General features: G+C 72.1%; 17 protein-coding genes and 2 tRNA genes. 4 read left to right on the top strand and 15 right to left on the bottom strand.

Annotated elements, in window-relative coordinates:
* Positions 1 to 8: 8 nt before the first annotated feature.
* Positions 9 to 1439: an FGGY family carbohydrate kinase gene (locus tag ACTWP9_RS24870; protein ID WP_443248484.1), complete on the bottom strand. Its 1431-nt coding sequence runs from the start codon at positions 1437 to 1439 to the stop codon at positions 9 to 11.
* A 177-nt stretch (positions 1440 to 1616) separates the two neighbouring features.
* Here ACTWP9_RS24870 and ACTWP9_RS24865 point away from each other — a divergent pair, with 177 nt between their 5' ends.
* On the top strand, positions 1617 to 2705 hold the full coding sequence (locus ACTWP9_RS24865) for a MalY/PatB family protein (RefSeq protein ID WP_443248575.1): 1089 nt from the start codon (positions 1617 to 1619) through the stop codon (positions 2703 to 2705).
* Between the two features lie 54 nt (positions 2706 to 2759).
* Here the strand turns inward: ACTWP9_RS24865 and ACTWP9_RS24860 are convergent, their stop codons facing one another.
* The 4 genes from ACTWP9_RS24860 to ACTWP9_RS24845 all read right to left on the bottom strand — a co-directional run bounded on the left by ACTWP9_RS24860 (position 2760) and on the right by ACTWP9_RS24845 (position 4783).
* Positions 2760 to 2954 (bottom strand): hypothetical protein, encoded by a 195-nt coding sequence (locus ACTWP9_RS24860; protein WP_443248483.1) that lies wholly within the window; start codon positions 2952 to 2954, stop codon positions 2760 to 2762.
* Positions 2955 to 3197: 243 nt separating this feature from the next.
* Complete coding sequence (locus ACTWP9_RS24855; protein ID WP_443248482.1) at positions 3198 to 3734, bottom strand: hypothetical protein; 537 nt, start codon at positions 3732 to 3734, stop codon at positions 3198 to 3200.
* 213 nt (positions 3735 to 3947) lie between these two features.
* Entirely contained in the window at positions 3948 to 4535 is a 588-nt protein-coding gene (locus ACTWP9_RS24850) for a Clp protease N-terminal domain-containing protein (RefSeq protein WP_443248481.1), read from the bottom strand.
* A gap of 5 nt (positions 4536 to 4540) precedes the next feature.
* Entirely contained in the window at positions 4541 to 4783 is a 243-nt protein-coding gene (locus ACTWP9_RS24845) for a hypothetical protein (RefSeq protein ID WP_443248480.1), read from the bottom strand.
* Between the two features lie 224 nt (positions 4784 to 5007).
* On the opposite strand from ACTWP9_RS24845, the gene ACTWP9_RS24840 reads away from it, so the two are divergent.
* Positions 5008 to 5817: an aminoglycoside adenylyltransferase family protein gene (locus ACTWP9_RS24840; protein ID WP_443248574.1), complete on the top strand. Its 810-nt coding sequence runs from the start codon at positions 5008 to 5010 to the stop codon at positions 5815 to 5817.
* A gap of 282 nt (positions 5818 to 6099) precedes the next feature.
* Here the strand turns inward: ACTWP9_RS24840 and ACTWP9_RS24835 are convergent.
* Both ACTWP9_RS24835 and ACTWP9_RS24830 read right to left on the bottom strand, forming a co-directional pair.
* A tRNA-Ile gene (locus ACTWP9_RS24835) sits at positions 6100 to 6176 on the bottom strand.
* A 233-nt stretch (positions 6177 to 6409) separates the two neighbouring features.
* Positions 6410 to 6482, bottom strand: a tRNA-Asn gene (locus ACTWP9_RS24830).
* A 191-nt stretch (positions 6483 to 6673) separates the two neighbouring features.
* On the opposite strand from ACTWP9_RS24830, the gene ACTWP9_RS24825 reads away from it, so the two are divergent.
* On the top strand, positions 6674 to 6961 hold the full coding sequence (locus ACTWP9_RS24825; RefSeq protein WP_443248479.1) for a YtxH domain-containing protein: 288 nt from the start codon (positions 6674 to 6676) through the stop codon (positions 6959 to 6961).
* Positions 6962 to 7014: 53 nt separating this feature from the next.
* Here ACTWP9_RS24825 and ligD read toward each other — a convergent pair whose 3' ends face one another.
* Complete coding sequence (gene ligD / locus ACTWP9_RS24820) at positions 7015 to 7914, bottom strand: non-homologous end-joining DNA ligase (RefSeq protein WP_443248478.1); 900 nt, start codon at positions 7912 to 7914, stop codon at positions 7015 to 7017.
* 30 nt (positions 7915 to 7944) lie between these two features.
* Between ligD and ku the strand changes: the two genes are divergently transcribed.
* Positions 7945 to 8976, top strand: coding sequence for a non-homologous end joining protein Ku (ku, locus tag ACTWP9_RS24815; RefSeq protein WP_443248477.1), 1032 nt, complete (start codon positions 7945 to 7947; stop codon positions 8974 to 8976).
* A gap of 142 nt (positions 8977 to 9118) precedes the next feature.
* Here the strand turns inward: ku and ACTWP9_RS24810 are convergent, their stop codons facing one another.
* From ACTWP9_RS24810 to ACTWP9_RS24780, 7 genes are read right to left on the bottom strand one after another with little or no spacing between them, the layout of a single operon-like run.
* A complete protein-coding gene (locus tag ACTWP9_RS24810) occupies positions 9119 to 9886 on the bottom strand; it encodes an FkbM family methyltransferase (RefSeq protein WP_443248476.1) in 768 nt (255 codons plus the stop codon).
* Positions 9883 to 10119 carry a Trm112 family protein gene (locus tag ACTWP9_RS24805; protein ID WP_443248475.1) on the bottom strand — a complete coding sequence of 79 codons (237 nt, stop codon included), beginning with the start codon at positions 10117 to 10119 and terminating at the stop codon, positions 9883 to 9885. Before ACTWP9_RS24805 ends, ACTWP9_RS24810 begins: the two co-directional genes overlap by 4 nt.
* Before the next feature lie 2 nt (positions 10120 to 10121).
* Positions 10122 to 11120, bottom strand: a complete 999-nt coding sequence (locus ACTWP9_RS24800; protein ID WP_443248474.1) for a DMT family transporter — start codon at positions 11118 to 11120, stop codon at positions 10122 to 10124.
* Positions 11120 to 11884, bottom strand: a complete 765-nt coding sequence (locus tag ACTWP9_RS24795) for a class I SAM-dependent methyltransferase (protein WP_443248473.1) — start codon at positions 11882 to 11884, stop codon at positions 11120 to 11122. The genes ACTWP9_RS24800 and ACTWP9_RS24795 overlap by 1 nt, the downstream gene beginning before the upstream one ends.
* Positions 11881 to 13545 (bottom strand): condensation protein, encoded by a 1665-nt coding sequence (locus ACTWP9_RS24790; protein ID WP_443248472.1) that lies wholly within the window; start codon positions 13543 to 13545, stop codon positions 11881 to 11883. Before ACTWP9_RS24790 ends, ACTWP9_RS24795 begins: the two co-directional genes overlap by 4 nt.
* Positions 13542 to 17969, bottom strand: a complete 4428-nt coding sequence (locus ACTWP9_RS24785; protein ID WP_443248471.1) for an alpha-(1->3)-arabinofuranosyltransferase domain-containing protein — start codon at positions 17967 to 17969, stop codon at positions 13542 to 13544. Before ACTWP9_RS24785 ends, ACTWP9_RS24790 begins: the two co-directional genes overlap by 4 nt.
* Complete coding sequence (locus tag ACTWP9_RS24780; RefSeq protein ID WP_443248470.1) at positions 17966 to 18694, bottom strand: class I SAM-dependent methyltransferase; 729 nt, start codon at positions 18692 to 18694, stop codon at positions 17966 to 17968. The genes ACTWP9_RS24785 and ACTWP9_RS24780 overlap by 4 nt, the downstream gene beginning before the upstream one ends.

Raw genomic sequence — 18694 nt, 5'->3', positions numbered from 1 at the left:
GGACCGGGCTACGCGGGCACGGCCCCCTGATACGTCCGGGCCAAGGCGCCCGGGTACATCTCCTCGCGCACGGTCACGTACTGCTGCCGCACCGCCTGGCCGACGGCCAAGTCCTCGCCCGCCTCGAACACCTGGCAGGCCGCGGCGGGCCACTGGGGCGGATAGCCGGAGCCTGAGAGCGCCCATGCCGCCTGCCGGGCAGCGCCGATCGCGGCGTAGTCGGCGGGCTCGGGCACCACGATCTGCGCGTCCAGCAGCGCGGGCGCCGCGTCCCGGACGGCGGCCAGCCCCGCGGCCTGGCCCAGCAGAAAGACCCGCCGTACGGACACCCCGCGGCTCCGCAGCACCTCCAGCGCGTCCGCCAGCCCGCACAGCATCCCCTCGACGGCCGCCCGCGCCAGGAATTCGGGCTTCATGCTTTCGCGCCGCAGCCCGTGCAGCGAGCCCGCCGTATGCGGCAGCTGCGGCGTCTGCTCGCCCTCCAGATACGGCAGCAGCACCAGCCCCGAGGACCCGGGGGTGGAGGTCAGCGCCAGCTCGGAGAGGCCCTCCAGGTCGGTGCCGAGCATGCCGGCGGCGCCGCGCAGCACGCGCGTCGCATTGAGCGTACGCACCACCGGCAAGTGCAGCCCGGTCGCATCGGCGTAGGAGGTGATGGTGCCGGAGGGGTCGACGAGCGCCTCGTGGTGGACGGCGCACACGGAGCCGGTGGCGCCGAGCGAGATCACCACGTCGCCGAGGCCGACACCGAGCCCGAAGGCGGCGGCCATCGTCTGGCCCGTACCGGCGGAGATCAGCAGCCCCTCGGGGGTGTGCCCGGCGGGCTGCGCCGGGCCGATCACCTCGGGGAGCCCCACCTGGTGGCCGAGCGCCAGCTCCACCAGATCGGGCCGGTACGACTCGGTCGCCGCCGACCAGTAGCCGGTGCCCGACGCGTCCCCGCGGTCGGTGATCCGCCGTGCCGGGCGGCCCAGCAACTGCCAGACCAGCCAGTCGTGCGGCTGCATGATCTCGGTGACCTGCCGCGCCGCGTCCGGCTGCTCGCGGGCCAGCCAGCGCAGCTTGGAGACCGGGTGCGCGGCCTGCGGGACGGTACCGACGGCCTGTGCCCACGCCTCGCGCCCGCCGAGTGCGTCCATCAGGTCGGCCGCCGCCGTCTGCACCCGCTGGTCGTTGCCGAGCAGCGCGGGCCCGACCGGCGACCCGGTGCCGTCCAGTGCGAGGAGGCCCTGCTGCTGCGCGGAGACGCCGATCGCCTGCACCTCGGCGAGCTGCCCGCCGCCGGCCGCCGTACCGAGGGAGAGCAGCCATGACTGCGGGTCGTCGCGCTCGGCCGGGTGCTCGGCGTGGCCGTGCCTGACGACCGCGCCTGTTTCCCCGTCACAGACGACGATGCTTGTGTACTCGGCTGAACTGTCCAGTCCGGCGACTATCCCCATGGCCGGAATGATGCCTCATAGTCACCCGTACCGGGCCCGCCACCCCGCCCCCGTGACCTACGCCGCACCACCCGGCCCGGCTTCCCGCCCACCGGACTGCACGACGACCGGAAGGAGCTGAAGTTGTCCAACCCCCTGCGCTGGCCGACCCTGGAGGAACTGCGCCTCCGTACGAGCATGAAATGGCGCACCTACGACCCCGATGTGCTGCCCCTGTGGGTGGCGGAGATGGATGTACACCTGGCGGGGCCGGTCGCCGAGGCGATAGGCGAGGCGGTGCGGCTGGGCGACACCGGCTACCCGGTGGGTACCGGCTACGCGGACGCCTGGGACGGCTTCGCGCGGCGCCGCTGGGGCTGGGAGGTCCCGGCAGCGCGCACTGCGATCGTCCCCGATGTGATGCTCGGCATCGTCGAGGTACTCAAGCTGGTGACCGGCCCGGGCGACGCGGTAGTGGTCAATCCGCCCGTCTACCCGCCCTTCTACCAGTTCGTCTCGCACCTGGACCGCCGCGTCCTGAGGGCCCCGCTCGACCAGGCGGGGCGGCTCGATCCGGAGGCCCTCGAACCCGCGTTCGCCCGGGCCGCCGAGGGCGGGCGCCGCGCCGCCTATCTGCTGTGCAGCCCGCACAATCCCACGGGCACGGTGCACACCGTTCAGGAGCTGGCCGCTGTCGCCGCGCTCGCTGCCGCGTACGGCGTCCGCGTGGTCGTGGACGAGATCCACGCTCCGTTGGCGCTGCCGGGCGCCCGGCACGTGCCGTACCTCTCGGTGCCGGGGAGCGAGAACGCCTTCTGTCTGCTGTCCGCCTCCAAGGCATGGAACCTGGCCGGGCTCAAGGCGGGGCTGGCCGTCGCCGGCGCCGCGGCGGCCGGCGAACTGGCCGCCATGCCGGAGGAGGTCGGTCATGGCCCCAGCCACCTGGGCGTCATCGCCCACACGGCGGCGCTACGGCACGCGACCGACTGGCTGGAGCGCCTGCTGGCCGGGCTGGACGAGAACCGTCGGCTGCTGGGTGAGCTGCTGGCTCACCACCTGCCCGGGGTCGGCTACCGGCCGCCGCAGGCCACCTTTCTGGCCTGGCTCGACTGCCGTGCGCTGGGACTGGGCGACGATCCGGCCGCGGCCTTCCTGCAGCGCGGCCGGGTGGCCCTCAACTCCGGTCCGGCCTTCGGCACCGGAGGAGCGGGGCACGTACGGCTGAATCTGGCGACCTCCCCCGAGATCCTGACGGAGGCGGTGCGCCGGATGGCGTCGGCGCTGTGAAGGGCCCGACCCGCGCATGATGTGGCCGATCGAGCCGATTCGGCGCGCGTCTTGTCACACCCGCGCGGGCCGGGCGGCGCGGCTCGACGGGCCGCCTTCGGGGGAGGCGGCGGTGACCGTCACGTCGCCGGCCGTTGCCGAGGGGGGCGGCGGCGTACCGCTGTCGGCCCGGGCCGCTCCGGCGGGCAGCAGCGCCATCGCACAGGCTGCCGCGGCGAGGATGCCTTTGACGGGAGAGAGGGTGCGCATGGATCTCCTCCGGACGGAAGAAAGCGAGATTTCCGGTCATCTCGGCCAGATCAGGGGAGCTCACAGTAGGAGGCTCCGGCACCCGGTGCGGGTATTCGCGGACGGCGGGTCGTACGGAAGGGGCCCGGCGCCGTCAAAGTGGCGCCGGGCCCCGGGCTTTGCAGCTCCCCGTCGGCCGCGGGCCCGTCCAGCCGTGCAGCAGGGATCAGCTGCGCGGCCGGGGATCAGCGGTGCGGCACGGGATCAGCAGCGCTTCTCGGAATACGCCTGGTAGCTCTGCGGCGAGCCCGCCGGGCGCAGACTGCCCACACCGGAGGAGCAGTCCTCGACCGTGTTCGCCCCGTCCGTCCAGAACTCCTGCTGCTTGGTGGCCTTCCACGCCTTGGCGGCGTGAACCGAGTCGTCGCTGTAGCTGTAGACGCCCGCGGTGATGTCATAGGGAGCCGCGGTCTTGCGGAAGCTCTCCCACACCCACACATAGCCGTAGTTCTCGTTGCACTTCTTCGAGTAGAACTGCTTGACCGAGGCGATCGTCTGCGAGCCCCGCTTGATCAGTCCACGCTCGCCGATCGGCACGGCGTCGTCGCAGACACCGGTCGCCTGCGCCAGCTTGCTCGCCGGGTTCCCCTCGGGAGAGGGGGCCGTGGATCGGGCCAGCTTCTGCGGGTTGGACGGTGGAGTGGCGGGACCGCTGCCGGCGTACGCCGCCCCGGCGGGCAGCAGCACCAGCGCCGTGGTCGCGGCAACCAGTGCGCCCTTGGAGAAGTGGTTGGAACGCATAGTGATTTTTCCCCCTCTTTGGTGAAGAACGCTCTCATACGAGATATCCCTGGCATCAGCGGCATGGGCTCGATGCGCCGGATACCCAGTACGACACGTTGGTACCGCGAGGGGTTGTACGCGGTTGTGCGCGGTTGTGCGCCACCAAGCCTCCGCCAGCGGCCAGTTGACACGGCGTCACATCATTTGGCGACCTCAGTTGCCACTGCTGCCTCAGGCGGCCGTACGCAGATCGTCGAGCACCAGCTCACGCACCATCCCCGGCTCGATGCCGAGCCGGGCGAAGAGGGCGAGGGAGATGTTGTCCTCGGAGCGCAGCACTCCGAGCACCAGGTGCGCCACGCCGATGCCCCGGTCCTTGCGCGCCACCGCCTCCCGCAGCGCCTGCTTCAGCACCTTCTTCGCACGTGCGGCGAACGGCACATGACGGGTGAGCGTGCCCTCGCCCTTGCCGCGCCCGCGTCCCCGTTTCGCGCGGCCGGAGTCCAGCGCGCCCTCGCCGAACGACTCCTCCGCGCGCCTGCGGACCGCCTCCAGGTCGATCCCGAGGGCCCGCAGCGCCTCCGCGTCCTCCGGGCCGAGATCCTCCTGCGCCCCCGGCACCACGCCCGCGACCGCCGCCCGGCAGGACGCCGTACTGATGCCGAGCCGGACGAGCGTCGCCGCGCCGGGCTGTTCCGGGTGGTGCAGTGCCGCGAGCAGCAGATGCTCGGTGCCGATCCAGTCGTGCCCGAGCGAATTGGCCTCGTCCTGCGCACGGATCACCACGTCCCGCGCCTCCTTGCTGAACCGTTCGAACATCGGCCCTACCTCCCTGTCCGCTTCGCGTGCTTCTTGTGTACGGCCTGCCTGCTGACCCCGAGGGCCGCGCCGATCTCGTCCCAGGACCAGCCCTGCCGGCGTGCGCTGTCGACCTGGAGCACCTCCAGCCGTTCCGCGAGCCGCCGCAGCGCGGCGACGGCCCGCAGTCCGACCGTGGGATCACCGTTCAGAGCGGCCTGGGCGGTGTGCACGGCTTCATCGGCCTCATCCGCTTCCGTTTCTGCCATGCTGTCAACCTAAGCTGACAAGCCCTTCATGTCAACCATCATTGACACGCTGGGTCTCTGCCTCGCCCACGCCGATGTGCGGTCGGGGAGGGTGGAGGAGGCCGTCAGTATCGTGTCCGCATGGCCGGGGTATGCGCTCGCGGGAAAGAGCGGGAAAGAGCGGAAAAGGGGGCGAGGGCCGCAACCCGCCCTGAGCCAGGGGAGGAGGGCCGGTGACACAGGCAATGGACACCGTGCGGCTGGTCCGCCGTGTGCTCGGTCCTGATGTGGTGGGCGGCTATCTGCACGGCTCCGCGGTGCTCGGCGGTCTACGGCCGCACAGCGACGTGGACGTGTTCGCCGTACTGCGACGGCATACCTCCGAGCGGGAACGCAGGGAGCTCGTCCAGGGGTTGCTGGAGATCTCCGGCGAGCAGGCCCGGCTCGGCCCCGCCCGCCCGGTGGAGCTGACCGTCGTCGTCCAGGACGACGTCCGCCCTTGGCGCTACCCTCCCCGCCGCGAGTTCCAGTACGGCGAGTGGCTGCGCGACGCGTACGAACGAGGCGAGACGCCCGCACCGGAGCCGGACCCCGACCTCGCCCCGCTGATCACCATGGTGCTGCACGGAGACACCCCGCTGTTCGGGCCACCGCCCGCGGACGTTCTCGATCCCGTCCCCGAAGAGGACCTCCGTCACGCGCTGGTCGCCGGAGTTCCGGACCTGCTGGCCGAACTGGAGCCGGATACACGCAACGTCGTGCTGACGCTCGCCCGGATCTGGACGACGCTGGCGACCGGGCTCGTCCGGCCCAAGGACGCAGCAGCCGACTGGGCTCTCGCCCGCCTCCCCGCCGAGCACCGGCCCGTACTGGCCCGCGCACGCGCCGGCTATCTCGGACGGGAGGACGAACGCTGGGACGACCTGCTGCCCCGGCTGCGCCCGTACGCCGCGTACGTGGTCGGTGCGATCAACCGCCTGGCGCCGGCCACCGGCCCGTCGGCCTCCAGGGGCACGCCGTCCTCCGAGTCCTCGCCGAAGGCGTCCGGAGACTGAACGCCGCCGGGGCAGCTGCTGATACGCCCGGATCAGGGGAGGCGCGCGGGGTCGTCCTGGCGCCCTCTTGTGTGGCCCGCGCGACGCCCGCCGCGCGTGCGAACGCGGGTGCAGGCGTGGCTGCGGGCTGCGGGTGAGGGCGGGGGCCACCACGATCGGGTGACCGGCCAGAGGGCCCGGACTCCGGGCCGGACTGCCGCCCGATATACCGCACGGGGCGCCCGGTCTTCCGGAGCGCCCCGCCGAAAGCGCAGCTGGGAACGATTCTGCGCGGTTGTGCTGTGGTGGGGCGGGTGGGACTCGAACCCACGGCCGACGGATTATGAGTCCGCTGCTCTAACCGGCTGAGCTACCGCCCCGTAACGGCGCACCGCGCACATCTGTGCGCGCCGTCTGCCGCAGCATAACCGTTCATAGGATCTGCCGCCCGCGCCGGGGGAGATCTACGCAGGTGAGGACCGCGAACCAAGGGTGATCGGTTCCCGTTCGTGGTCAACTTCCGTGCAGATCAGGGAAGAACGTCCCCGCACCGGTCCCGGACGAGTGACGGCATGGAAAAAGGGCCCCGGGGAAGGGGCCCTTTCAGGTACTGCTCCCGCGACTGGACTCGAACCAGTAACCTGCCGGTTAACAGCCGGCTGCTCTGCCGATTGAGCTACACGGGACCGTCTTGTCGGTCACGCTCCGGAATCCCGGGGCGCTCCCTTGCGGCGAGGAATACATTAGCGCATGCCAGGGGGTGCCCCGAAATCGGTATTGCCGCCGCCCATCCGCGGTACCCCTCCAGGTGCCCCGGCGGTGCTCGCAGCCGCCGGAGCCCGGCAGCAGGACCACCAGCCGAGAGAAGGGGCAAGCTATGCGCTACCGGCTCACGTTCGTTTCCGGACTGGCCGTCGGCTACGTGCTCGGCGCCCGCGCGGGACGCGAGCGGTACGAGCAGCTCAGGAAGGCCGTGCGCAGGATCGCGGAGAACCCGGCGGTACGCAACGCGGGGGAGGCCGCGGCACTCAGCGGGCGACAGGCGGCGGCCAAGGCGGCCGATGCGGTCCAGGACCGACTCCCCTCGCCGGTGAGTGATCGCGTCCGTACGGTCCGTGACTATCGTGCCCGGGCGGGCAGCGACTGGGGCGCCGAGGCGCACTGAGAGGCAGCGGGGAAGTGGCCGGGGCTGCGTCCCGGGTGGTGAGCCGCCGGCTGCTATCCGGGGATGCGGCCCCGGCCGTCTTTCTTCCCGGCGCCCTCCAGTAGCGGAGCCAGCAGATCGCCGCACTCCTCGATCCGCGGCGGCAGGTCGGAGCTGAGGAAGACCAGGTCCTTGGGCTTCTTGGCGGCGGCCAGCTCGTCCCACGTCAGCGGGGTGGAGACGGTGGGGCGCTCCTTGGCGCGCAGCGTGTAGGGGGCTGCAGTGGTCTTGGCCTGGTTGTTCTGCGACCAGTCGACGAAGACCTTCCCCGGGCGCAGGTTCTTGGCCATCTTGCTGACCGCGTGGTCGGGCAGGTCCGCCTCCGCCTCCTGGGCGAGCTTCTTCGCGTACGCCGAGACCCGGTCGGAGGGGGTGCGCTCGATCGGCGCGATCAGATGCAGGCCCTTGGAGCCGGAGGTCTTGGGCAGCAGGGCGATGCCGTCGTCGCCCGCCCGCTTGCGGAGCCAGTCGGCGAGCCGGCGGCAGTCCATGATGTCGGCGCCCTCGCCGGGGTCGAGGTCGAAGACCAGACGGTCCGCCTCGGCCTGGTGGTCCGACTGCCACTGCGGAGTGTGCAGCTCCAGTGCGGCCAGGTTCGCCGCCCACACCAATGTCGCCTCGTCCTGGATGAGGACCTGGTGCAGCGGCTCCTTGCTGACGACGCTGATCTTGCGCCTCGTCACCCAGTCGGGGGTGCCGGGCGGGACGTGCTTGGTGAAGAACTTCTCGCCCTCCACGCCGTCCGGGTAGCGCAGAAAGGAGAGGGGGCGTCCGTCGAGGTGGGGCAGGAGAACGTCGGCGATCGAGGCGTAGTAGTGGATCGCCTCGCCCTTGGTGAACCCCGTCGCCGGATAGAGCACCTTGTCGAGGTTGCTGAGGGCCAAGCGGTGGCCCCCGATCTCCGTGTGAGGCATACCCTGAGAGTCCCATAGAAGGGACAAAGTATGCGTTCAATCTGGAAAGGGACCATCTCCTTCGGGCTGGTCTCAATCCCGATCAAGGTGGTGGCCGCCACCGAGAACCACAGCGTCTCCTTCCACCAGGTGCACACTGCCGACGGGGGCCGCATCCGCTACCGCAAGGTGTGCGAGCTGGACGAGGAGGAGGTGCCGCGCGAGGAGATCGGCCGGGGCTTCGAGACCGAAGAGGGCCACACCATGCTGCTGACCGACGACGACATGGCAGCCCTCCCGCTCCCCACCGCCAAGACCGTGGAGATCCTCGGCTTCGTACCCGTCGAGGAGATCGACCCCATCCAGCTCGACCGCTCCTACTACCTGGCCGCCGACGGCAAGCGCGCCGACAAGCCGTATGTGCTGCTGCGGGAGGCGCTGCGAAGATCCGGCAAGGTCGCCGTCGCCAAGCTGGCGCTGCGGGCCCGGGAGAGCCTGGGCATGCTGCGCGTGTACGAGGACGCGCTGGCGCTGCACACCATGCTGTGGCCCGACGAGATCCGCTCGGTCGGCGGGGTGGCCCCCGAGGGACAGGTCGCAGTGCGGGACGCCGAACTCGATCTGGCCGACACCCTCATGGAGACGCTCGGCGAGCTGAACTGGGATGACCTGCGGGACGAGTACCGGGAGGCGCTGGAAGAGCTCGTCAGGGCGAAGGCCGAGGGCACCGGGCCTCCGCCCGAGGAGCTGCGCCGCAGGACCGAGGCGGGCGGCGGCAAGCTGGTGGACCTGATGTCCGTACTGGAACGCAGCGTGCAGGAGGCCAGAAGCGGGCGCCAGGAGGGCGAGGCGACCGTCCACGAGCTGACGGAACGCCAGCGTCCCGCCAAGAAGACGGCCACCAAGAAGGCGGCGACCAAGAAGACAGCGGGGAAGAAGGAACCGGCCAAGAAGACCGCGGCCAAGACGGCCACCAAGAAGACAGCCGCCGAGAAGACGGCCACCAAGAAGACCGCCTCCAAGAAGACCGCCGAAAAGAAGCCGGCCGCGAAGAAGTCCACGCGGCCCCGCAAGACTGCGTGAGGGTCCTCCGTTGTTCCGGTGAGGTGGTGCCCCTGGCTGTCGTTTGCGGGCTGCGGCACGGTTGTGGCTGGTCGCGCAGTTCCCCGCGCCCCTTACGGGGCACGTCTGCCCCTGCTGTGCTTGGGCAGTCTGCGCCCAAGCCCTAGTCCAGCCCTCCCGGTCTGCGGCCGGCCGGGAGGAAGAGCACCGAGTTCACATACCGCCGGTGCGGCGCAAGTGAACGGCGCAGCAGTCCGTGTTCCGCGACGTGCGCTGTACGCCGCTGGTGTGCGGCCAGGTCGAAGTCGGCCAGCGGCACCCAGGTGCGCGCGGGCAGCACCCAGCCGGTGTAGCCGAGTGCGGACAACAGGGACAGCACCGGTGCGAGCGGCTGGATCCGCAGCTCCAGTTCGATGAAGAGAGCGGGCCGCTCGCGCGTGACGGTGGCCTCCGCGCCGTGCAGCACGGCGAGCTCACTGCCGTCCACGTCGATCTTGAGCAGGGTGACATCGGTCAGACCCAGCTCGTCCAGTGGCAGACAGGGCACATCCAGCGTCGCCTGGTGCACCTCGCGCCGCACCAGTGAGGAGACGCCGCGGTCGCCGCGCCCGTCGGGCGGCAGCCACAGTGTCGCCGTCCCCGAGCGGTCGCTGGCGGCGGCCTGGAGGACCTCCGTGTGCGGCGGCGCCGCGGCACGCAGTCGCCGGGCCAGGTGGGGGACGGGTTCGAGGGTGACCACACGGTCGGCGCGCCGCGCCAGCCGGCGCGTCCACGGCCCGTACCAGCCGCCGATGTCGACAGCTGTGCCGCCGTACGGGCAGAAGTCGGCCAGCCGCGCCAGCTCCGGCTCGAAGCGCGGGTACAGCAGGTCGGTAGCGGCGGTCAGCAGGCGTCCTGGCAGGTGCGGGCCGATACGGGAGGCGAGAGTCATGAGGAGGGGGCCTCCGGCTCGGAGAGGCGTTTCAGCAGCCGCTGGTGCTCCTCGTCGCCGACCTGCTCACCGGAGGAGGGGAGCAGCTGCGGAATCCCGTCCACGATGGGGTAGCGGCGGCGCAGGCGCGGGTTGTAGAGCGCCTCCTCCGGCTGGAGCAGGGTGAGCGGGCCCTTGTCCAGCGGACAGGCAAGGATCTTCAGCAGGGGGTCGTCGGCGGAGAAGGGGGACATGGTCACTGCCTTTCGGGTGGGTCTTCGGGGCGCGCGGGCGGCAGCGTCGCCGACAGCGGGCGCCCGGCGGGCGGGAGGGCCTTCGGCACAGGCTTCGGCTCCGGGTTCCGACGGCTGGTTTCGGCATCCGGTTCATGGCGGGGCAGGGCGACCAGGACGCAGACGGCGAGCGCGGCGCCACCCAGCCGCAGGGCGAGCCGCAGCGGCTCGTCGGGGAGCGGCTCGGCGAACGCGACGGTGCCGCTGACCGTTGCATAGAGGAAGTTCACCGTCGTGCACACCGGTACGACCAGCGAGGCGCGGCACCGTTGCAACGCCGTCTGCGACAGCACCAGTCCGGTCGTCCCCGTGAACAACAGGAGGTAGGGGTACGGCGAGGTGAGCAGCGCCGCCACGGTGCCGCCCGGGTCGCCGAGGTCGAGCAGCCCGGCGACGCCCTTGATGGCCAGCGAACTGACTCCGTACAGGAAGCCCACCGCCACCCCGTAGGGCACGCCTGCCGTCGGCAGCCGGTGGCGCCTTCTGGAGCGCCGCTCGGCCGACAGGAACAGTGCGAGACCCAGCGCGAGGGAGGGCAGACAGATGACGAGCAGCAGGGGGACGGGTGCCAGCTTGCTGATCGTCTCGGAGCTGTCGTGCAGCGAGAAGACAATCATCAGCAGTGCCGCCAGAATGGCCAGCATTCCCTGCCGCTCGCGTCCGCTGGACCGCTCGCCGAGGAAGAGGGTGGACAGCAGCAGGAGCATCACCAGACCGGTGACGAACAGCCCCTGAGCGGCGACAAGGGGGAGCGTCCGGTAGACGGCGAGCTGCGCGGCGAACCCCAGCAGCAGCGAGGCGGCACCAGCGATCCACAGCGGGCTGCGCAGCAGATGCAGTACGAGCCGGGCGGGGTGCCCCGCGGAGAGCGGCGGGAGCGCCGAGAGCGCCCGCTTCTCGATGACGAAGCCCGCGCTGAAGAGCAGGTTGGCCAGCAGCGCCGCCGCGACGCCCCAGAGCATCAGCTGCCCTCCTCCCCGGGCGGCTCACCGCGCAGCGCCCCGCCCTGCCGTGGCACCGCGCGCGCGTGCACCAGCAGGATGGAGGCCAGGGACGGCATATGGCAGGCGGCGCGGTCCAGCGGACGCAGCGGGCGCGGCACATCGTGGTACGGCGCCCCGGCGATCCGTACGACGCGGAAACCGGCAGCGGGCAGCATCGAGCGCAGCGCACGCGCTGTGAACAGCCGCAGATGGCCCACCACTTGAGAGCCCGGACGGCCGTGGATGCCGCGTAGCGACACCTCGGAGAAGACCGGCTGGGTGCCCAGCAACAGCAGCGCACGGTTGTACCAGGCGGCAAGGTTCGGCGTGGACAGCAGCAGATGCCCCCCCGGACGCAGCACCCGGTGCAGCTCGTCCAGTGCGGCGTCCGGGTCGACGAGGTGCTCGATCACCTCCGAGAACAGCACCGCGTCGGCCGAGCCCGTGGCGAACGGCAGGCCGGGCGCTGACAGCTCGCCCCGTACGGCCGTCAGGTGCGCCGAGGCGCGGCGCAGCGCGTCCTGCGACCAGTCCACACCCACCAGCCGGTGCCCCGGGAGCGAACGCGCGGCGGTGGCCGCCGCACTGCCGTCGCCACAGCCGATGTCCAGCACGGTGGACGGGGCGGACCCCAGGGCGCGTGCCAGGATCGCCGCCTGGCGCCGCGCACGGTCGGGGCCGGAGGCGACCGGGGTCGCGGGGTCCTCGTAGAGCTGCTGCAGGGTGCTGGTGCCGCCGCTCACGAGGGCTCCCCGTTCGACTCGTCAGACATGCTCGGCACGTAGGAGGTGGCTGCCAGTGCCTCGGCGAACAGGGTGCCGAGGCGCCGGCCCGCGCTGTCGTCCAGCCGGGCGTGCGACCAGCGCAGCGCCAGCTGGAGCCGCCCGCCTGTCGAGACGGTCGTCACGGACAGGCCGCGCGGCACTCGGGCGGGCGCCGAGAACCAGACCGCCCGGGCGCGGCCCGCGTCACCGAAGTCGAGCGGGTAGGGAACGCGGCCGATGTTGGACAGCAGGGTGGTGGACGCCCACGGCCCCGCTGCCCTGCGCAGCGTGCGGATGCCGGCTGCGCGCAGTCCCACCGGCAGCAGCGGAGTGGTCAGCAGGTCACCGCTGAAGCCGAGTTGGGGCCGGTCGGCGGCCTTGAGCGCACGGGTGCGGGCCGCGGTCGACCGCAGCAGTCGCTCGATCACCTCCCGGCCCCACGCGCGGGGGGCGCCGGGCGCCGCCAGCACCCCGTACAGCTCGCGCTCCTGCGCCCCGAATGTGACCTCCACCAGCCGGGTCCCGTTCCCGATGGGCATATCCGCGGTGCGGGGCCGGTCGTCGACGGGCATGGTGATCCGGACGGGCCGTACGGGCTCCTCATGTGCGCTGTTCCAGCGCGCCACCATCAGCCAGGTGGCGACCAGCAGTTGGTCGTTGACGGTGTAGGCGGCCGGCTCGCCCGGCGCGCGGGGCGGCCGGGCGGGCACCGGAAGGTCGGCGATCAGCATGCCGTTGCCGGGCGTACCCGGATGCCGGGTGTCCGCCGCGACGCGGGCCGGACGCGTCCAGATCCGTCCGCCCGGAGCGGACTCCACGTCCGCGCCCCGCTGCTCGGCGGGGGTCCTTACAGGCGGCGGCGCGGGGGAGTTGTCGGCGCCGCCGTACAGTTCGGCCGCTGTTGCGACCACCCGCAGACACGCCGGGCCGTCGAGCGCCGTGTGGTTGATCGTCACCAACAGCACGCACCCGTCCCCGCGCTCGATCACCTCGGCACGGAACGGCGGCGAGGCATCCAGCGGCGGGCACTCCGCCAGGGCCCGCTCCCGTGCCTCCTCCAGGGTGCCGCCCGGGAAGGAGACCGGATCCCGCTCCGGCTCCGGAGTCAGCACCCACTCGTACCGGGGCCGCCACCAGCGGGTGGGCGCCTGCCGCAGCAGAATGCGCGGGTGCCGCCGCATCGCCTCGGCGAACGCGGCCCGCAGCCGGTCCGGGTCGGGCAGCGCGGGCAGATGGATCTCCACATGCACCGTCTCCGGCTCGTCGTCGTCCAGACAGTGCCGGGTTATCTCGTCGACAGTGGGGAACGGAATGCGCCGCTCCGCCGCGGCGGACGCCCGCTGCCCCGCGCCGTCTCTGCTGTCCTCGCTGCCGTGCACACGGCCGGAGCTCGACTGCGGGGCCGCCCCGCCCGATACGACGGTGGACTCGTGCGCCCCCTCCGCGCGGGCCGCGCCGCTGTGCGCCGCTGCGCCCTCAGCGGTGCGGTCCGGAGCAGCGCGGTCCTGAGCGGTGCGGTCCGGAGCGGCGCAGTCCGGAGTAGCGCCCGCCGATGCGGCGTCGGCCTGTGCTGCCGCTCCGTGCCGTGTGGCGCCCTCGTGCGAGGGGGTGGCACTTGCGCCCTTGTGGGGTGGTGTCATGGGGCGGGGTCCTCCCCCTCGTGCGGTTTGTGCTGCTCGCCGGGAGGGCTCTGGGCGGGCCGTGCGTGCGGTCCCGGCCCGGCGGGGCCGTCCGGGAGGGTCCGGGCGTGCCCGCCGTGCGGAGCGGGTGGCACGGGCGGCAGGGGCGCTGTCGCGGCCTCCGGGGCGTACGGCGGGCGCTGCGGCTGCGGAGGCTGCTCCATCGCCGGCGCCACCGGTGATGGCTGCCCCGTATCGGGCGCCCCCGGCGCCGGTTCCGCGGCGGCGGGCTCCGGCTCCCGCGCGGGCAGCGTCACCAGTGCAGCGGCCAGCGCCAGCAGGGCCAGCGCCTGTGCCACGTACCCGAAGGCGCCCTCCCCGTCCGCGAGGGCCGACCCGGTGCCCAGGGCCGCGACCACCCCGGCGCCCGCCATGGCCAGCAGCGCCACCGGCACCAGCACGCCGGGCCGGAGCCGGGCGGCCACCGCCAGCGCGGGGACGACCAGCGCATACGGGCCCGCTACCAGCGCGACCACCAGGGTGAGCACCCCCGTGCCGAGCACCCAGCCCGGCGGCGGCACCGGATCGCGCTCCTCCCCGGCACCCAGCGGCGTACCACGCCGCATGCCGATGAAGGCCAGGCACAGCAGGGCGACGATGCCCAGCCCGCCCGCGACGAGCCCGGCCTTGTACCAGGTGGCAGGCTGGTACTCCAGCTTGACCGTGCCCGTCTCGCCCGCCGGCACGAGGAAGCCCTGCTGCCAGCCGTCGAGCCGCAGCGGACGCAGCTTCTTGCCGTTGAGGGTGGCCTCCCAGCCGTCGTTGGCGTTCTCGTACGTCTGGAGGTAGGCGGCGGGCCCGTCGCCCACCTCGACGGTGCGCTCGTCGCCCGCCCAGTCGCGCGCGAAGCTCGTACGGTCCCGAGGCCGCTGGCCGGGCTCCGAACCTGCCGCGTTCTCGGCACCTGCCGCGCCCTCGTCGCCGCTGCCCAGCGTGACGTCGGTGATGGCCAGCGGTCCGGCGTCACCGGCTTCCACGGTGTGGCTGCCGGCGCCCAGTTCCAGGCTGCCGTCCTCCGCCTCGCCGGCACACAGCCGTATGTCGATCGGGCGCCGCTCGGTCAGGTCGCGGACCTTCCCGGCCGCCCTGGTGGCGTGCAGGGTGCCGTCCACGGCGAGCACCGGGCCCTTGCCGCAGGGGAGTTCGAACTTCTGGTCGGCCTTGGGCGCGGGCACCCGGAAGTCGTCCAGCGCGGGCAGATAGACCTCGTTGAGCCCGACAGGCAGCTGGAGCTGCCGGTCGGCGAGGGGGTTGTGAACCGTCAGCGACGTGGTCTTGGTGACCGTGAGCGTCAGCTCGTCCGTCTCGATCGGCTCGAAGCGCGCCTGGCCGTTCTTGTCGACCCCGGCCGTCGTCGCACCGTCCGGCGAGCTGATCCGCACCTCCTTGGCCGCTGCGGAGATGCCGCCGGCCGGGGCGAGCACAACCTCGCTGATCTCCCGCTTCTCGGGCCATTTGAGCCGGATGGTCGGCTTGTCGCCGGCGATCCACGCGGTGGAGAGATTTCCGTCCACCAGATTGCGTGCACTCAGCGCGGTGCCGGTCCTGGCCATCGAGTCGACCGATGCCGTGATCCGGTCGCGCGACCCGGGCGCCGACTCGTCCAGCAGCCGGTCGAGTTCGCCGCCAGGTACGGGCAGCGCCCGCGCGCGTACGTCGTAGTCGGAGCTCGCAGCAGTGGTGAATTTACGGTGCAGACCGACCTCGGCGGAGACCGGTGAGAGGCCACCGGGATCGTCGCCCCGGTGCAGCGAAACCAGCTCACTGTCCGCACCGTCGTCTCCAGCGTCTGCCGGGAGCTTCAACAGCCGGGTCACCTGTACGTCAGGGATGCTGATTTCGGCGAATCCGGCACCCGACAGCCCGGCGCGTGGCGGCTGCGCCTCGGTGATGGTCAGCTTCAGCCACCGAGCGGAGCCCTGCGGTGCCTTGATCTGCTGCCGCTCCCCCGTGGGCCGCAGGAAGCTGGAGGCGCTGCCGTGCTCGGTCTCCACCCGCACCCGGGTGGGTGCCGCGCGGGTGGCGTCACCGGTCAGCGGCGTCACCTCGATCTCGCGGGGGATGTCGACACTGCCCCGGAACTCGGCCTTGATCCACTGGCCTTCGGGTTCACCCGCCGAGCCCTCCGCCCAAGCGGTGTTCGGGTTGCCGTCGAAGGCACCGACCGGCTCGTACTGCGGCAGATGGAAGAGCCAGTTGCCGCTGCTGGACGCGGTCACGGACTTCGCACCGCGCAGCACGGACGTCGTCTGATGCTCGGTGCCGTTGGTCGGCAGGATCTGTTTCGGCTTCTCACCGGGCTGCTGGAGGCTGTCCGGATGGTTCCGCTCACCGGCGGTGTAGGTGTACGAGGTGTTGGTGTTCACCAGCCCGAAGCGAGTGTCGGCGCGCCGCAGCCCATCCCCCTTCACCTGCAGGGACGGGGTGCCGAGACCCGGATGGTTGTCCCCGGACAGCACGGTCGGCCTGCCCTTGATCCGTTTGTCGCCGGCCAGCGGCAACAGCGCCTCGGGGCCACCACTGACCACCGCCGTCTGCGAGACGGGCTTGAGCGCCGCCCTCCCCGGGCGCGTCGTACCTGTCGGCCGGTAGATCTCCACAGCCTGCTGGCGCGGGTAGAAACCGGCGACCTGGACGGGCGTTCCCTCGGGAATACGGCCCCCCGTCAGCGTCGGACCGAAGCCCTTCACCTTCCGGTAGCCGGACGCCTCCAGGGTGCGCTTGACGGTCTGCGGCGGTACGTAGCCCAGCTGGTCGGGATCGAGATCGTTGCGTACGACGACGTCGTACAGGCCCGCGCGGGCCAGGAAGTCGGCCAGCCCGGGGACTTCGCCGCCGCTCATCAGCGCCTGTTCCACCGCGTCGGTCGCCCTGCGGTTGCCCGGGGTGCCGAACGGCACGTAGTCGCGCTGTGCCCAGGGGGACTTGGCGAGCACGTCCAGCGGCTGGTCGATGGGGGAGCCCCAGCTGTAGATGCCGTGCGCCGTCGCCGGGGTGACATAGGCGCGGGTGTGCGGCGACTTCTTCTCGAGCCAGTCCGCCGTCTGCTGCCAGTGCTTGGGCAGCTTGTCGAACGCGCCCGGCTGGAGGATGTCCCCGTTGACGTACGGCAGACACAGTCCGGGCAGTACGGCCAGCGTCGCCGCCCACAGCAGCATGCGGCGGCCCGGCAGCGCCCTGGTACCGCGGGTGCTGAGGGCGACGGCCATCAGATGGGCGAGCCCGAAGGTCAGCGCGAGGGCGAGCCCCGGCTGGAACTTGTAGATGTTGCGGAACGGGCGCAGCCAGCCGTCCAGCCAGCCCTGGATCTGCTCGGCGAACGGTGCGCCCAGCGCTCCCGCGTACCCGGCGAGCATGACGCCGGTGACGGTCACTGTCGTCAGCAGCAGCCAGCGCCGCTCCGGCAGGTCACGGCGCGCCAGCCCCGCCAGACCCAGCGCGGCGGCGAAGGCGCCGCCCAGAACGGCCGTCCAGCCGGCCGCCACCGTCCACCCTGCGGGCAGCCATGGATCGCCGAAGTGCAGATAGGCCGTCCAGTTGCCGCTGCCGCGCAGCATCTCGGTGGCCGACATGGTGCCGGTGGTGGTCTCCGCGTTCTCCACGTACGGCATGAAGTCCTCGCCGTAGGTGCCGAGCAGCAGCAGTGGCACCCACCACCAGATGGTGGCCAGGACGACGCCCGGCAGCCACCAGGCCAGCAGGGTGCGACGGGTGCGTCCGGTACGGGTGGCGACGTACAGCAGCGCGGGCAGCAGCGCAGCAAGGGTGGAGGCCGCGTTGACACCGCCCATGAAGGGGATCGCCAACGCCGAGCGGGCCGCCGCGACCCGGGGCGCCACCAGGGCGGAGGCCAGCGGCAGCAGCACCCACGGCAGTACGGCGCCCGGCAGCGCGGCGGCCGAGGTGGAGCCGATCACGATGGTGTAGGTGGGCCACAGGGCGTAGACCACCGCGGCGGGCAGCCGGGTGACGCGCGTGCCCACATCCAGCCGTTCGGCCAGCCGCAGCGCGCCCCAGAAGGCCGCCGAGACGATCAGTGACATCCACAGCCGCTCGGCCAGCCAGGTCGGTATCTGGAGCAGATCGGTCAGCCCGTAGTACGGCAGCGCCGGGAAGAGGTAGCCGGCGTACTGGTCGGCGATCCCGCCGAAACCGCCCCTGTCGTGCCACAGCTGTCCCAGGTCGCCCAGGAACTGCCAGGGGTCGGCCGCGACTCCGAGCTTCGTCTCGAACGTCATCTTCCCCGGCGACTTGGCGAGGAAGGCGACCAGGACGACCGCCCAGAAACCGAACAACCAGCGGCGGCCCCTGGGCCGCTCCGGAGGGGGAGCGGGCCGCGGCGAGGGAGCCGGGGTCTGGGGTGGCGCCTGGACGGTCGTGGTCATGAGGGACACCGCCGGAGGATGAGGAGGAGGTTCCAGGTGGCGAACTCGCGCAGCCCGGGCACGCGGGTGATCGCGCCCGCGAGGAACGGCCAGTAGCGGGAACGGGCAGCGACGATCTCCACGTCGTCCCGGGCGCGCACGTGACGGAGGGTGGGTCCGATGTGCACGGCGAACAGGTTCTCGCCGAGGGTGTGCTTGGCGGGGCGGCCGGTACGACGCCGGTAGCGGGCGCGGGCACGTTCGGCCCCCACGTAGTGCCAGGGCGCCGTCTCGTGGCCGCCCCAGGGGGAGTACCAGTTGGTGAACGACACGTAGATCAGCCCGCCGGGGCGGGTCACGCGGACCATCTCGGACAGGAACGTCTGCGGATCGGCCACATGCTCCAGCACGTTGGAGGAGAAGCACACATCCGCCACCCCGCCGGCCAGTGGCAGCAGATAGCCGTCGGCCAGCACCGCGCCTTCCGGTTCGCGGCCGCCGGCGTGCAGCTCCTCCGGGTCCGGCTCGAACAGATAGCAGTGCGCTCCCCGGCGGCGGAACTCCTCGGTGAAGTGCCCGCTGCCGCCGCCTACGTCCACGACAGTGCGGCCCTCCAACGGGATGTAGCGCTCCACCTGTTGCACCGCGTCCCGCGCGAGCAGGCCGTAGCAGTACGCAGGGTCGGACTGCTCGCGCAGGAAGGCACGGAAGAGCGCGACGGATCGTCTGATGGAGGGGTCCCGCAC

The sequence above is a fragment of the Streptomyces sp. 3N207 genome, from assembly GCF_052246355.1.
GTDB lineage: Bacteria > Actinomycetota > Actinomycetes > Streptomycetales > Streptomycetaceae > Streptomyces.
Note: the sequence above shows the minus strand (reverse complement) of the source record. Positions and strands in the feature narration are given on the sequence as shown.